Source organism: Gracilibacillus dipsosauri, from assembly GCF_003176895.1.
In the GTDB taxonomy this organism is placed as follows: domain Bacteria; phylum Bacillota; class Bacilli; order Bacillales; family Amphibacillaceae; genus Gracilibacillus; species Gracilibacillus dipsosauri.
Genome location: NZ_QGTD01000019.1, coordinates 104762 through 120381 on the forward strand (window position 1 = coordinate 104762; position 15620 = coordinate 120381).

Genomic DNA, 15620 nt, shown 5'->3' on the forward strand with positions numbered 1-15620 from the left:
CGAATTCCTTCCTAAAACGGTCGTTAAATCCGGTATAAGTTCCATTTTCCTCGAATTCCTTCCTAAAACGGTCGTTAGCTTGATGATAAATACCACTTCAAATCTGATCTCTCTCAAAATGCCCTCTAGCTAGTTCACTTTGGAAATTTGTGCGGCGCCGATTAGTTCACGGATTGTATCATGATCTCCTTTATGCAACAGATCGACAATTCGGCTTCCGACTACTACTCCGTCACAATGCGTTGTTAAGTTTTTGACATGCTCGGGTGTAGAAACACCGAAGCCTGCAAGTACAGGGACTTCACATTGTTTACTGAGGCGATCCAAGTATTCGTTAAGCCTGTCATGAAAGGTGGATCGAGCACCTGTCGTACCCGTTACAGTGACGGCATACAAAAATCCTTCTGTTCGATTAGCAATTTCCGTTATGCGATCATCCGTGCTTGTCAGTGCAGCTAAACGAATTAAGGCAATATCATGATCCTTTAATTCTCGGGTCACTAAGCCTTCTTCTTCTAACGGCATATCAGGTATGATTAATCCATCCACTCCAGCATCCTCACAAGCTTTTGCAAAATCAGCAACACCATAAGCATAAATTGGATTGACATACGTCATAAGAACGATAGGGATATGACGTGAAGATTTTGTTTGCTTTAATTTTTCTAATACCGCTCGTAATGATACACCATTCGCTAATGCGCGTAGGCCTGCTTCTTGGATTGTTGGTCCATCGGCTACAGGATCGGAAAAGGCAATCCCTAATTCCACAACTGTTGCCCCAGCATCCTCTAAAAAAACAAGCTGTTCTTCCAGTGCATCTAATCCACCATCTCCTGCCATGATATAAGGAACAAATGCCTTATCACCACGTTCTTTCACTTTAAGGAAGGCTGCATTTAACTTTTCCTTACCCATTCTGTTCACCTCCAAGCGCATCACGCACTGTTTGCACGTCCTTATCTCCACGTCCAGATAAGCAAATGACCATTACCTCTTCTTCTTTCATTTCCTTCGCTAGCTTCATGGCATAGGCAATGGCATGAGAGCTTTCTAATGCTGGAATAATCCCTTCTGTTTTGGATAATTCCTGCAGCCCTTCTAGTGCCTCTGCATCTGTAATATGGGCATAATTCACACGGCCGATATCCCGCAGATGACTATGCTCTGGTCCAACTCCTGGGTAATCGAGTCCTGCGGAGATTGAATGAGCTTCTTGGATTTGCCCATGCTCATCCTGTAATAAGTAGGTCATGGTTCCATGTAAAATCCCTTGTTTACCATAAGACAAGGTCACGGCATGTTTATCTGTATCTACACCTTTTCCTCCAGCCTCTACTCCATATAAGCGTACATCCTCATCCTCAATAAATGGATAGAACATTCCCATAGAGTTACTTCCACCACCAATACAAGCAACGACCGCATCAGGTAGTCGACCTTCCTTTAACTTCACTTGCTTTTTCGTTTCTGTACCGATCATGCTTTGAAAATCTCGGACAATTTGTGGAAATGGATGTGGTCCAACGACGGAGCCAATAATATAATGAGTATCCTCGACATTACTCACCCAGTAACGTAATGCTTCATTTACCGCATCCTTTAATGTACCACTACCTTGATCCACACTCTCAACACGAGCTCCTAATAATTCCATTCGGAATACGTTCAATTGTTGACGACGTACATCTTCCTTTCCCATAAAGATGACACATTCCAAACCTAGTAATGCACAGACCGTTGCTGTTGCAACACCATGCTGGCCAGCTCCTGTTTCTGCCACTACCTTTTTCTTCCCCATTCTTTGTGTTAAAAGAGCCTGACCTAACGCATTATTAATTTTATGTGCACCTGTATGGTTTAAATCTTCTCGCTTTAGATAGATTTTTGGTCCACCTAGCTTTTTTGAAAAACGCTCCGCATAGTACAAAGGGGTTTCTCTGCCAACATACTCCTTAAGATAGTAATTAAATTCATCTAAAAACGCCTCATCATTAATGGCTTCCTCATACGCCTTTTCTAATTCAAGCACAGCAGGCATTAATGTTTCTGGAACAAATCGTCCACCGTAATCACCATAATGACCTGTCTCGTTTGGTGCATTATACTTTGTCATTTTTATCCCCTTTCTTTGCCGCTTGGATAAATGCTTTTATTTTCGCTACATCCTTCACTCCATTTGTTTCGACGCCACTAGAGACATCTAAACCAGCTGGATTGACTTCTCTAATAGCCTCCTCGACATTTTCCGCACTTAAGCCACCAGCTAGAAGTACTTTTTTATCTAAAAAATCTCTGTCCTTTACGATGGACCAATCGAATGTCTCTCCATTGCCACCCCGATATTTACCAGCAGGGCTATCTAAAAGATAATAAGCACAATCATATGTTGAAATCCCCTCTAAATCTGCTAGGGAATGAATTTGAAATGCTTTGATCACAGGTAAAGAAAGTTGTGAACAAAAGTCTGGTGACTCATCTCCATGTAGCTGGATATAATCAAGGTCTGCTTTTTCCGCAATCTCTTCTATTACTTCAAGCTTTTCATTCACAAATACCCCAACTTTTTTCACCTGTGGTGGAACAAATGAAGCTAGCTCACACGCGTGTTCCTTTGTTAATTGTCTTTTACTCTTGGCAAAAACAAATCCTATAAAATCTGCTCCTGCCTCAGAAGCAGCTTGAATGTCCTCTTGTTTCATCAACCCACATATCTTCACTTGTACCATCTATCATTCTCCTAACGGAATGCGCAAAATATCGAAGGTTTTCTTCAAATCAACAGAACGCATCATCGTTTCTCCTACTAAAATACCACGAGCTCCAGCCATAGCGACACGCTCTACATCAGCCCGATCCTTCATTCCACTTTCACTGATCAGCAATGTATTTTCTTTGTCAACCATCTCAGCTAATTGCTCTGTTAGAGCTAGGTCTACCTCAAAGGTTTTAAGATTTCGATTGTTAATTCCGATAATTTTAGCTCCAATTCTATTTGCCATTTCCATTTCTTCTTGATTGTGTACTTCAAAAAGAATTTCTAAGCCTTTGCTGTCAGCATACTGATAAAGCTCCTTTAACCGACTTTCAGGTAATGCAGCTGCAATGAGTAAGATTAAGTTTGCACCTGCATCGTATGCTCGGTCGATTTGAATTTCATCGATAATAAAATCCTTATTTAATATAGGGACATTTACAACCTCTCTCACTGCTTGCATGTCTTCGATCGTTCCCTTAAAAAAAGGTTGGTCTGTCAATACAGAAATGGCTCCCGCACCACTAGCTTCATATAACTGGCCTTGCTCGGCGGGCTCCACTCCATCATTAATCAGTCCCTTCGATGGAGATGCCCGTTTCATTTCGGCAATAATGCTCATGTTCTTTGACTGACGAAACGAATCATACAAGGAGACAGGAGCACGTTTTGCTTGAAGCATACCAGGCTTGTAGTTTTTCTTTAATGTCGCTACTTCCTTTTCTTTTTCTGCTAGTATTTTTTCTAAAATAGTCATGATGACACCCCTTGCTTCATTCTCGTACTAATCGTAATAAGATTTTCTAATTTAGCTAATGCTGCACCTGAATCGATCGACTCTCGCGCAAGCTCCACTCCTTGTTTTATTGTTTCTGCTTTTCCATTGGCAAAGATACCTAAACCAGCATTTAGTAATACTGTATCTCGGTGTGGGCCTTTTTTGCCTTCTAGAACACTGCGTAAAATTCTAGCATTCTCTATGGCGTTCCCGCCTTTTATCGATTCATTATCCACTACTGGGAGATCTACTTCCCCGGGACTTAACGTGAATTGCATTAATTCTCCTCTGTCCAATAATACCAAATGATTCTCCCCAGCTAAAGAGGCTTCATCCATATAGCCATATCCATTTACAATCAATGCACGTTTGCGACCTAATTTGTGCAATACATTCGCCATCGTCTCTAATGAATCTCGGCGATAGGTTCCCATCAATTGTGAGGTTAGCTGGACTGGATTGGTTAATGGACCAATCACATTAAAAATTGTTGGCACCCCTAATTCTCTCCGAACCTTCATCGCATGCTTCATTGCAGGGTGGACATTAGGTGCAAATAGAAAAGCAATCCCATTTTCCTTTAATATTTCGTAGGTTTCTGGTCGTGTGAATTCGAGTGGTACACCTAAATGCTCCAACACATCAGCACTTCCGGTTTTACTAGAAATACTACGGTTTCCATGTTTAGCAACCGTAATGCCCGCACCTGCAATAACAAAAGCAGAGGTTGTGCTAATATTAAAGCTTTGTGATCCATCTCCTCCAGTGCCACAGTTATCCATTGCATCTGTTAAGTCATCTGGAAGGGATAATGGAGAAATTTCTAAAAGAACATTTACAAGACCTGTAATCTCATCAGATGTTTCCCCTTTTGCTTTTAATGCTGTAAGAAAAGCCCCTATTGCAATATCACTTGTTTCCTCTGTGAAAATCAGTCTTGCCGCTTGCTCCATTTCCTCTAATGTCAAATCCTCTTTTGCAATCACTTTATTTAAAAAATCCTTCATGCTTTCGTCTCCTTTCGAATAGCTTGAAAAAAGTTATTCAGTAGCTTTTTGCCTTTTCCGGTACCAATTGATTCAGGATGAAATTGCAATCCATATGTTGGCAAATAAGTATGCTTGATTGCCATAATTTCACCATCATCCATTGCTTGTGCTGTGACAAGTAACTCATCTGGTATGGTTGCATTTTCTATAACAAGGGAATGATATCTCATTACTTCTAACGGTTGCTCCAAATAACTAAAGATCTCATCATTGTTATGTCGAATCATGGAGGTTTTACCGTGTTTAATATGACTTGCCTTTACTATCCTCGCTCCAAATGCTGTACCAATCGTTTGGTGTCCTAAACAAATACCCAAAATCGGAAACTCTGTTGCTAAGTGTTTGACAATGTCAATACTAATACCTGCCTCTTCCGGAATACCAGGTCCTGGTGATAATATAATGGCTTCTGGCTCCCATTTTCTTATGTCATCAATCGTCAGTTTGTCATTACGGACCACTTTGACGGTTTTGCCAAGTTCTGAAATATACTGATATAGGTTATAAGTGAATGAATCATAATTATCAATGAGTAATATCATGTTTACTAACCTCCAGTAAGGCTCTAGCCTTATTCAATGTTTCCAGATACTCCGATTCTGGATCGGAATCATACACTATCCCTGCACCCGCTTGTACATAGGCATTGTTACCTTTAATAACCATCGTACGAATAGCTAAAGCTAAGTCCAAATCTCCATTTATGTTAATGTAGCCGACCGCTCCTGCATAAACTCCACGCTTTTTGTCCTCTAAATCGTTAATGATTTGCATGGCACGAATTTTTGGTGCCCCTGAAACCGTTCCTGCTGGTAATGCTGAAATAAGTGCATCCAACCCCGTGTAATTGTCTGTTAAAGTACCATGCACTTCGGAAACAATGTGCATAACGTGTTGATATCTTTCAATCGCCATATATTTCGGGATCGTGATCGAGCTTATTTCACATACACGGCCAAGATCGTTTCTACTAAGGTCGACAAGCATTTTGTGTTCTGCTAATTCCTTCTCATCGGCTAATAACTCGGTTGCGAGCTGTGCATCCTCCTGCTCTGTTGCACCACGAGGTCTTGTTCCTGCAATAGGATTAGTAATAACTTCTTTGCCAGTTGTTTTAATTAAGCTCTCTGGTGATGCACCAAGCACAATATAGTCATTAAAATCAATAAAATACATATATGGCGATGGATTTGCGACTCTAAGCTTTCGGTAAAAAGTAAAAGGATCCGCCTCAAAGCTTGCTTTCATTCTTTGAGATAAAACAACTTGAAAGATATCGCCCTCTACTATGTGTCTTTTCGCTGTTTCTACCATTTCTAGAAATCTACTCTTCTGAATAGAAGGCTGGAAGCTAACATGCAATTCTTCTTCTTTTAACGGCTTTTCATGTGTCCAGATCTCTTCTTCCATTTCAACAAGCCGTTCCTCCAAAATCGACTCTTCTCGATCTCCATTTAAGTCCATCGTTAATAAAGTGACTTTTTGCTTCATATGATCAAAAACGATAACATCCTGGTAAAACATCATGTGAACATCTGGCATTTCTATCTCATCCTCTAGTTTTTCACCGATATATTCATATTGCCGAATCGTATCATAGCCAATATAACCAATGGCTCCACCATAAAAAGCATATGGTAAAGGAAGATCTATATTTGGCGTATGTTCTTTTACTACCTCTAATGGCAATTGTTCGATAGTTTCCTCTTCACCTGTTGTCAGGTTTATTACTGTCGAATTTTTCTTTGAACCAATAATTTCTTTATACGGATTTACACCAATAAAAGAAAAACGTCCTTTTTGATCATGGGCTCCTGAACTCTCAAGCAAAAACTTTTTCGTACCCTTTAATCGATGAAAGATTGATATCGGTGTGATTGTATCCCCATTTAATCGCTTGCTTCTGTAATTCACCATTTCCTCTACTCCTTTTCAATGATTTAACGAAGTATGTTAGAAAAACTCGTATACGTTCGTCCTTTGACGAATGCCTAGCTTTGCGTATTAGAAAAACCCGCATTCGCTCGTCCTTTAGCGAATGCTTAGTTTTGCTTATACTTGGTACCTTGAAATTTCAGCTACGTCGAAACGCTACTGTGTAGAAATTTTATACTTTCCTAATGTATAAAAAAATCCCTATATATACCTTGTTTGTATATATAGGGACGGGTTTTTTCCGCGGTGCCACCACTATTTGAAGGATCTCCACACTCCTTCCTCTCATTCATCCGATAACGTGGATGAGGCGTTGCTCTATACTTTTTTCCAGAGCACTCTCAAAGGTCCATTCTGCTTACCTTGTATACTGGTTTCCACCATGCCCAGCTCTCTATCACACAATAAGTAAACCTACTAATCCTTCTCATCAATTTTTCTATCGATTTTTAACACATATAAAAAGGGCTCCCCCATCCGAAAAGGACGAGGAAACCCGTGGTACCACCTTTATTAGCTGAAGATCAGCTCACTAATCACGTCATAGCTTTTATATGCTATAACGCTACCCTTTTGCAACGAGTGGGGATCTCGCCAAAGCCTACTAACAAATGTGTTCGGTTTGGGGCTCAGAAGTCCATTCACCTATCTAACACACTGGTTCTCACCAACCACCAGCTCTCTTCTGTGCTTTGATTCGGCTACTACTCTTCATCAATGCCAAACGAATGAAAATGTTGCTACTATCATAGTATGTTCTCATTCATTTGTCAATGCCTTTTACTTAATTTTTTGAAAATTCTTAATATAGTGATTTCCATGATGGAGGGGGTCCCCGACATGCAAAAGGTGCTAAAATTCATTTATTTCTTCTTCAATCTTTTTCCCTAAATGTCTTCCAGGCTGATCTACTTGCACCATTACATGGTCACCCTTCTTTAATGTAATCGCCTGTATTTCCGTTCCATCTGGAGCTAGTACATGAACACTATCTGCTACTTGTAAAGTGACCGATAGCTCCTTGTTTTCTACCTTTAACACCAAGCGGATTAACGGGCGCTTTTCGACCTTTACTCTTCCGACCGCAACACTACGTGATGAACCAGATTCTGAAATAACTGAAATATAATCTCCTGGTCTTATTTCTGCTAAATAGGCAGTTTGATCTTCTTCCTTTAAAATGTAATGATGAATAGCACCACTATTCACTCGAAATGGTCTTCCTGGATAAGTATCTGTCGTTCGATTTTCAGCTAATACTAGGACATAGCCGTGTCCGGTATTCCCGACAAGTATTCCTTCGGATGGCTCTAATTTATCAACAAAATCAAGGCATACTCTAGATCCTTCACCTATTTCTTTTATTTCCACTACCTCTGCTTCCTTTAAGGATATTTTCATTAAGTCACCTTCCACCATAATTTCCTCATTTTTTACATATTTTGTCCATAGCTAATTCTATCGTAATCATATAGAATAAAAAATGAAAATTCAATTAACGGGGATTTTTCACCATAGTACGAAGTATATAAAAGTAGCAAATGGGAGGGATAGACATTGCGGAAATGGTTAGTAATGCTGTTTCTTCTATTAATTGCGTCCTTCAGTTTTATTGGATATAGTACGTTAACACAATCTGATGATAGTGAAACAATTGAAATGGAGCATAAATAGAAGAAATGAATCTATAATGAGGCTTTTCAAGACACTAAAAGCTTTGATAACAACAAATTTGGTACAGTGTTAAATAGAAACACTGTACCAAAACTAAATATCTATTTCATTATCTTTTTAAATCTACTAAATCTGCAACTTTGACTGCTTGCCCTGTTTGTAAGGACTTGTTTCCTGCAATCCCTGTAAGAATCGAAATCGCGCCATCAATATGAGAAGCTGCTCGGTTGAATTCGTCTTCTTTTGGCACCCCAAACAAATCATTTAATAATTCTGGGTCACCACCACCATGGCCACCTGCTTTTTCTTCTACTTCTACAACATATGGTTCACCGAACATTGGGATAACACGTAACACTTTTTCCTTTAGCTTACCTTCATCCCCTTTTTCTCCACCAGAATTAATGTAAGATTGTTCACGAACCTGCACTTCAATTCGCCCTTTAGAACCATTAAAGGCAATTTGGAATCCTTCCCAAGGCAAGTAAGCATTAAGTGAATAGGTTAAAATAGCTTTATTTTTATAGGTTACGACAACCCCAAGTGTATCCTCAATACTTATTCCATCACCAAAAACACTCTGGTCTCTTTGATAGCCGTCTTCTTTTTCCGCATCTAAATACATCGATTTTAGATGTTCATTAGCTTCTAAATCAATTGCAAATGGGTCATCCTTTGCATTTTCACTACCATGAGCCCTTTGATAAAACTTTGTTACTCCTCTGCGTTCGGCATTCTCCTTCCCATAAAAGCGAAGACCACCAGTTGCATAGACCGTTTCCGGTTCTGTGTTCAACCAAAAATTCACTAGATCAAAATGATGGGTGGATTTATGAACAAGCAATCCTCCACTATTTCGTTTATCTCTATGCCAACGACGGAAATAATCTGCACCATGCTGTGTATTCAATGCCCATTCAAAATGCACCGAATTCACTTCTCCAATCACACCGTCACGAATGAGTTCACGAATCTTTGTGTTATGTGGTGCATAGCGATAATTAAAGGTTACGCGAACTTGTTGACCGGTTCGTTCAATTGTATCAATAATCGCTTGTGTCTTTTCTGCATCAACTGTCATTGGCTTTTCTGTAATAACATCACAGCCAAGCTCCATTGCGCGGATGATGTAGCGATGATGCGTTCGATCTACAGAAGTAACAATAACAATATCCGGCTTCTCCTTTTCAATCATTTCATCAAATTTATCAGACGTATATGTGTTAATCTTCTCCACGCCATACTTATCCTCTAAAAGCTTGTTTGCATAATTAAGACGAATTTGATTGGAATCACAAAAGGCAATTAGAGAGCTAGTCTCTTGAAAATCTCGTACCAATGCTCCATAGAAGAATTCCGCTCGACCACCAGTTCCAACTAATACATACTTCTTCTTCATTAGTAAACACTCCCATTTTGTGTAATCGGTTGCAAAAATACTAAATAACAACGTTGTTAAGATTATAATTCATTTATAGAAAAATAGCAATCCCTAACCTTTGAAATTGTTTATCTATTTTTGAATATGTTTGTTTTTTAGCATTGATAAAAAATAAAAAACCCTCTCATCTACGAGAGGGTTGGCATTATCCAGCTTTTTTCCTATTCTAAAATAGTCACATCCACTTGTTTTCTACCCCAATCAAAGGCTTCATCCTTTGTCGGTACATGGACATCAATTCTATTGCCTTTAATCGCTCCACCTGTATCTCCAGCAATTGCTTCACCATAGCCTTCCACATGTACTCTTGTACCTAGTGGGATAACATCTGGATCAACCGCAACTACCTTCATATTAGGATTTTCTAGTAAATTAATACCTGTTGCTGTTGTTCCTGAACAACCATCACATTTTGCTGTATAGGCTGTTGCAGTAACAGTAATTGTTTTACCTTCTTCTTGTTTGTCTTGTTCAGTTGATAGCTGTTCAACTGGTGCTTGTTTAGATTCCTCTTTGGATGCTTCTTGCTTCTCCTCTGTTTCTACCTTTGGAACTACCGAAGCTTCTGGGGTGCTTTTTTCTGTTGATTTATTTTCTTTTGAAGTATTTACGTCTTTTAACGTAAGTTCTTCTCCAATTAAGATAAGGTCTGTCTCTAAGTTATTCCATTTTTGAATATCATCGACAGTAACTCCATATTCTACTGCGATTTCACTTAAAGAGTCCCCTTTTTTAACGTTATAAGTAATCTCGTTATCTATCTTTATAATTTGTTTCGGGATAATAATATCTGATTCTAAGTTATTAATCTCTTTTAATTTTGCAACAGATGTTTCGTTCTCTTTAGCAATTCCCCACAATGTATCTCCTTGTTGAACTTCATGTGTACTGGCTAATGCTGGATTTACCACTAAGAAACTTGCAGCGACGAACGCTGTGGTAATGAAAAACTTCTTCATCAATCGTTGCCTCCTTTTCTAGTTGACAAGCTACACTATAACATAGAGTTTTATCGCTTGTGGTTACAGCGAAATTAAGAGTCTGTAACAATCATTACGATATTACGTAAGCTTGTCATATTTGTCATTATGGGGCAACAATCTATTATTTTATACGTGGAAACGTAATATTTTCTCCTACTTTTTTACACAACTAGACTCCAAACCCAGTATTGATAGAGTTTGTAGAGTATTTGAAAACTCTGGTATATTCTAGAAAACTCTTACTTTTCCACAACTACTGAGAAATTATGATTACACTTCGCCTCTAGATAGTTTCGGTTTAATAGATCATTCGCAATTAGCTCTGTCATATCGATCGGAATATCTTTCACGATTTCTTTTCCTCGAAACATATCATAATTTCCTCCACCACTTGCTCGATAGTTATTCATGACCACCGAGTAAAACCGATCCATTTCTAGTGCTTTATTTTGAAAAAGCAATTTAGTTACCCGATTTCCAATTGGGTTCGCTATATTCAACTCATACTCGATTCCTTCCCACATATCATAATTATAGTGCTCTGGCTTCGGCTCTAAAAATAGTGAATTTACAGCTAACTCACCAGCTTCATTCAAGGTAAAATAGCTAGCATTCTTTTCTATTGCTTCTTTTATATCCTTTCCTCGCAATTTTAAAACCTTCAATGTATTTGGATATACATAATTTGAAACTATGTCTCGCATCGTAACATGCTTGGGAAACCCGGGTGATTGATTGTGAAAAAGGGCCGTGCATGATATGTCAACATCTGCTACTTTCATTTGCAATGTATTGATATATTCAATAAACGGGTGCTCCTCTATCCTTGCTTGAAACGGGTCTTTTATTTCCATATCACCTTTCACTTCCGTTATTGGCTGATCCAGCCATTCCTGTACGAGCTTCTCTTCTTCCTCGATTAGCGCAATAGTCGGTTGATTTGATCGAATATCGTCTTTCACATAATGAAGCTTTGGTTTAATACTTGTAACCTCTTTTTTATTATTAAAGGCAAGCTCAATTTCTCCTAAAGCTTTCCCATTACTGCCTGTTTGAATGATTGGAACCCCATTAATTGTTGTTGTTAAAAATCGATGCTGATGGCCGGTTATTAATAAATCGATACCTGTTATTTCTTCACACATTTGATACGCTTGATTTTCACCGGTTAAGGCTTCTGTCGCTTCCCCTGTTTCCGGGTCTCTTTCTACCCCTCCATGGTAGCTTACAACGAGTAGATCTGGCCTTTCTTCTTCTCTAACCTTTTTCACCCATTTATGCGCAGCCTCACAAGCATCTTCAAAGACTAAATCGCGAATATGTGTTGGGTCCTCCCAATGTGGTATAAAATGAGTGGTAATGCCTAAGAAGGTTATTTTTATACCATTAATTTCTTTTGTTACATATGGGGTACCAAAAAAAGGTTCTCCTGTGTGTTTGTCTAATATATTAGCAGCTAACCATGGGTAATTTGTTTTATTTACTACATTTTTGAGATACTCTATCCCGTAATTAAATTCATGATTTCCGAAAATCGCCATGTCATAAAGTAAACTATTTCCTATTTTTATTAAAGGGCTTCTTTTCGCTTCTTTATATGCTGCAAAATAATAAGTAAATGGGCTCCCTTGAATGAAATCTCCATTATCGACGAGAATTACTTCTTTTTCTGACCTTATTCTATCGATTAGGGAAGCTATCTTAGCTAGTCCCATATTTTTCTCTACTTCTTCTCGGTAATTGGTAGGATAAATATAACCATGGATATCACTCGTTACACAAATAGATATGGATGTCATTTTCTTTCTCCTTCTTCAGCAATTGTTGATCCCTATTATACCGAATAAATTGGGACGAAAGGAAAAAGTTTACACTTTCTTAACTTACATTTAACACTAGCTTTTCATTCATTTGATATATTAAAGATGTTCCAAATTGAGCAATGCTGCAAGGATTGCTTTCTCACAAAATGATAGCCCCTTTTTCTTGGTTGCCGATGATATCGCTTCATCGGCACTTTTTTTGCTTAGAAAGTGATGAATTATAACAGAAATAAAAAAACTTGGCTTTACGCCAAGTCGTTTAGTTTAGCTTTTTCGTCAAAGATTATTAGTCTAATTCTGTTATTCTATCATTCACATTTATTCTAGGAATAGGGTTAACTTGTTTCGCTGGATAGCCGACTTGAAGTAAGCCAACTACTCGTTCATCATCCTTCAAGTCGATAAGTGCAGCTGTCTCCTCACAAAACGACAATTTACCAGTTTTCCAAAAAACACTTAATCCTTCCTCCCAAGCTAACAAACTGAAATTTTGAATAAGACAGCTAGCTGAAGCATAATCTTCTTCTCTCAGTTTTTCTTGAGGATGAAGCGTATTAATAACCATAATGATAAATGGAACGTTCATGATCTTTTGGTAGCCATTTTCGCCTATCTGCTCTAGCTCCTCACGAGAGGCATTCTTTGCTTTTTCTTTCGCTACCTCTCGATTGATTTCTGCTAATTTTTTCTTTGATTCGCCTGTTATAAATACAAAACGCCACGGCTCAGTCATTTTATGATTGGGCACCCAGACAGCTATACTTAATAAATCTTTCATTAGTTCCTTAGAAACAGGATTTTCTTTATAGTTTGAAATGGAGCGTCGCTCTTTTATAAGATTTTTTAAACTTGCCATCATCTAATCTCCTTTTTAATGAGAATCATTTTCAATTATACCATCATTCTTGTTATCAAACAAGTTGAATAACAATCTAGGAAAAAAATTCAATTTTTTATTAAAAATGACTTGAAAGTATTTTACTTATAATGTAATATAATGACAACAAAACTTCATAAAGCTTTACTCTTATCAAGAGAGGTGGAGGGACTGGCCCTGTGATACCTCAGCAACCGTCTTTATTAGACAAGGTGCTAATTCCAGCAAGCGCAACAACGCTTGAAAGATGAGGAACGTGAGATCTATTTATATAGAGTCTTCATCTTTCAAGGGATGAAGACTTTTTTGTTTTTCTGGGCCTTTTGTTCAAAAAACAGCAATTATAGTGGAGATTGCTTGTTTTTTATAAATGATTATGAAAAGAAAAGAGGTGAAAGAATGACATCATCACTCCTACAAGCTCTCAAAGAAAATATCCTCATAGCAGATGGTGCGATAGGTACTTTACTTTACGCACATGGGGTTGATCAATGCTTTGAAGCATATAATCTATCAAAACCAGAAGAGGTCCTCCAAGTTCATCAATCCTATATTGACGCTGGGGCAGATATCATCCAAACCAATACGTATGGAGCCAATTATATTAAGCTAGCAAGATTTGGCTTGGAGGAGGAAGTACACCAAATAAATACACGTGCTGTCCAATTAGCTAAACAAGCAGCAAAAAATGAAACATTTGTACTTGGAACGATTGGTGGAATTCGAGGAATTCAAAAGCTAGTCACATCCAAAAAAGACATCATAAGGAGCTTCAAGGAACAATTATTTAGCCTTCTATTAGAAGGTGTAGATGGCATCCTATTAGAAACTTATTATGACATCGACGAATTAACCGCTGTTCTAGAAATTGCAAGAAAAGAAACAGACCTCCCTATTATTACAAATGTATCGATGCATGAGCCTGGTATTTTAGAAAACGGTATGTCCTTAGCTGATGTATTAACACAGCTAGAAGTACTTGGTGCAGATGTCGTTGGGGTTAATTGTCGTTTAGGTCCACACCATATGATTGAGTCACTAGAAGCCGTACCATTACCTGAGCGAGCACACTTATCAGCATTTCCAAATGCTAGTCTACCAGCATATGAAAACGGCAAGCTTGTTTACAGCAAGCAAACAGATTATTTCAAACGATGTGCAAAGGAATTCCGAGATCAAGGAGTACGTCTTATCGGAGGGTGCTGTGGAACGACCCCAGAGCATATTAGGGCCTTAAAGGATGGTATTGAGGGACTAACACCTATTTTAGACAAAACCGTCCAGGTGAAAGAAGGACTGATCACACTCCCTTCTTCCCAAACTGTCCAGTCGAATCCGACATTGGTGGATAAAGCTAAGAAACAGCATACCGTTATTGTTGAATTAGATGCACCAAAGCATCTAGAAATTGATGAGTTTATTAAAGGGGCGAAAGCGCTGGAAGATGCAGGTGTGGATGCGATTACTTTAGCGGATAATTCACTTGCTACACCGCGAATCAGTAATTTAGCGATGGCTGTCAAAATGAAACAACTCCATCTAAATGTTACACCACTTATCCACCTCACATGTAGAGATCGCAACCTAATCGGCCTGCAAGCACACCTAATGGGGTTACATACACTGGGCTTCCATGAGATTTTAGCAATAACGGGTGATCCTACAAGAATTGGTGGATTTCCTGGTGCCTCATCCGTATTTGACGTAACTTCCTTTGAATTAACACGATTAATCAAGCAGTGTAATCAAGGGTTATCCTTCTCTGGTGCTTCCTTAAGAGAGAATACCGCCTTTCAAGTAGCTGCAGCCTTCAATCCAAATGTCGCAAACTTAGAAAAGGCTGTGAAAAGAATGCACAAAAAAATCGAGCACGGTGCAGATTATTTTTTAACACAACCAATTTTTAGTCACGAAAAAATCATTGCACTTGCTCGGGAAACCAAGCATATAGAAGCACCTATTTTTATCGGAATCATGCCACTCGTTTCCTATAAAAATGCTGAATTTTTACACCATGAAGTTCCAGGGATGAAGCTGTCTGATGAAGTAAGGGCAAGAATGCAAGCCCGATCTAATCGAGCAGATGCGATCCGTGAAGGAATAGAAATCGCGAAGGAATTAATTGATACAGCTATTTCCTATTTCAACGGTATTTATCTCATCACACCTTTTATGAATTACGAAATTACCGTTGAATTAACCGATTATGTCCATGAAAAAACAAAAGCAAAATCAACAGCAAAGGTAAGGTAAGACTTCTAAAACGGGGAATTCCTTTAGCTGTAATAATATGAAAGAAAAGGGA

13 protein-coding genes, 1 riboswitch and 2 other annotated features are annotated in these 15620 nt (G+C 38.6%); of the genes, 1 reads left to right on the forward strand and 12 read right to left on the reverse strand.

Annotated features, from left to right (window positions below; translation table 11 throughout):
* Positions 1-129: 129 nt before the first annotated feature.
* The 12 genes from trpA to DLJ74_RS17830 form a co-directional block, all read right to left on the reverse strand.
* Positions 130-918, reverse strand: coding sequence for a tryptophan synthase subunit alpha (trpA, locus tag DLJ74_RS17775; protein WP_109985470.1), 789 nt, complete (start codon positions 916-918; stop codon positions 130-132).
* Positions 911-2116 carry a tryptophan synthase subunit beta gene (trpB, locus tag DLJ74_RS17780; RefSeq protein WP_109985471.1) on the reverse strand — a complete coding sequence of 402 codons (1206 nt, stop codon included), beginning with the start codon at positions 2114-2116 and terminating at the stop codon, positions 911-913. Before trpB ends, trpA begins: the two co-directional genes overlap by 8 nt.
* Complete coding sequence (locus DLJ74_RS20815) at positions 2103-2729, reverse strand: phosphoribosylanthranilate isomerase (RefSeq protein ID WP_109985472.1); 627 nt, start codon at positions 2727-2729, stop codon at positions 2103-2105. Before DLJ74_RS20815 ends, trpB begins: the two co-directional genes overlap by 14 nt.
* 3 nt (positions 2730-2732) lie before the next feature.
* The gene (gene trpC / locus DLJ74_RS20820; RefSeq protein WP_109985473.1) at positions 2733-3512 is read right to left on the reverse strand and encodes an indole-3-glycerol phosphate synthase TrpC; all 780 of its coding nucleotides are present in this window, start codon (positions 3510-3512) and stop codon (positions 2733-2735) included.
* Positions 3509-4540: an anthranilate phosphoribosyltransferase gene (trpD, locus tag DLJ74_RS17795; protein WP_109985474.1), complete on the reverse strand. Its 1032-nt coding sequence runs from the start codon at positions 4538-4540 to the stop codon at positions 3509-3511. The genes trpC and trpD overlap by 4 nt, the downstream gene beginning before the upstream one ends.
* The gene (locus DLJ74_RS17800) at positions 4537-5124 is read right to left on the reverse strand and encodes an anthranilate synthase component II (RefSeq protein ID WP_109985475.1); all 588 of its coding nucleotides are present in this window, start codon (positions 5122-5124) and stop codon (positions 4537-4539) included. The genes trpD and DLJ74_RS17800 overlap by 4 nt, the downstream gene beginning before the upstream one ends.
* Positions 5108-6499 carry an anthranilate synthase component I gene (gene trpE, locus DLJ74_RS17805; protein ID WP_181397656.1) on the reverse strand — a complete coding sequence of 464 codons (1392 nt, stop codon included), beginning with the start codon at positions 6497-6499 and terminating at the stop codon, positions 5108-5110. The genes DLJ74_RS17800 and trpE overlap by 17 nt, the downstream gene beginning before the upstream one ends.
* 241 nt (positions 6500-6740) lie before the next feature.
* Positions 6741-6957 (reverse strand) — a binding site (T-box leader).
* Positions 6958-6996: 39 nt separating this feature from the next.
* Positions 6997-7244: a binding site (T-box leader), on the reverse strand.
* A gap of 125 nt (positions 7245-7369) precedes the next feature.
* On the reverse strand, positions 7370-7936 hold the full coding sequence (locus tag DLJ74_RS17810) for a 3-dehydroquinate synthase II domain-containing protein (protein ID WP_181397658.1): 567 nt from the start codon (positions 7934-7936) through the stop codon (positions 7370-7372).
* 364 nt (positions 7937-8300) lie between these two features.
* Positions 8301-9590 carry a Gfo/Idh/MocA family oxidoreductase gene (locus DLJ74_RS17815; protein ID WP_109985476.1) on the reverse strand — a complete coding sequence of 430 codons (1290 nt, stop codon included), beginning with the start codon at positions 9588-9590 and terminating at the stop codon, positions 8301-8303.
* 203 nt (positions 9591-9793) lie between these two features.
* The gene (locus tag DLJ74_RS20935) at positions 9794-10591 is read right to left on the reverse strand and encodes a LysM peptidoglycan-binding domain-containing protein (protein WP_109985477.1); all 798 of its coding nucleotides are present in this window, start codon (positions 10589-10591) and stop codon (positions 9794-9796) included.
* A 263-nt stretch (positions 10592-10854) separates the two neighbouring features.
* On the reverse strand, positions 10855-12414 hold the full coding sequence (locus DLJ74_RS17825) for a bifunctional metallophosphatase/5'-nucleotidase (RefSeq protein WP_109985478.1): 1560 nt from the start codon (positions 12412-12414) through the stop codon (positions 10855-10857).
* Positions 12415-12724: 310 nt separating this feature from the next.
* The gene (locus DLJ74_RS17830) at positions 12725-13294 is read right to left on the reverse strand and encodes a nitroreductase family protein (protein ID WP_181397660.1); all 570 of its coding nucleotides are present in this window, start codon (positions 13292-13294) and stop codon (positions 12725-12727) included.
* Between the two features lie 168 nt (positions 13295-13462).
* Positions 13463-13569, forward strand: a riboswitch (SAM riboswitch).
* A gap of 145 nt (positions 13570-13714) precedes the next feature.
* On the opposite strand from DLJ74_RS17830, the gene DLJ74_RS17835 reads away from it, so the two are divergent.
* Complete coding sequence (locus DLJ74_RS17835; protein WP_109985510.1) at positions 13715-15568, forward strand: bifunctional homocysteine S-methyltransferase/methylenetetrahydrofolate reductase; 1854 nt, start codon at positions 13715-13717, stop codon at positions 15566-15568.
* Positions 15569-15620: the final 52 nt, after the last annotated feature.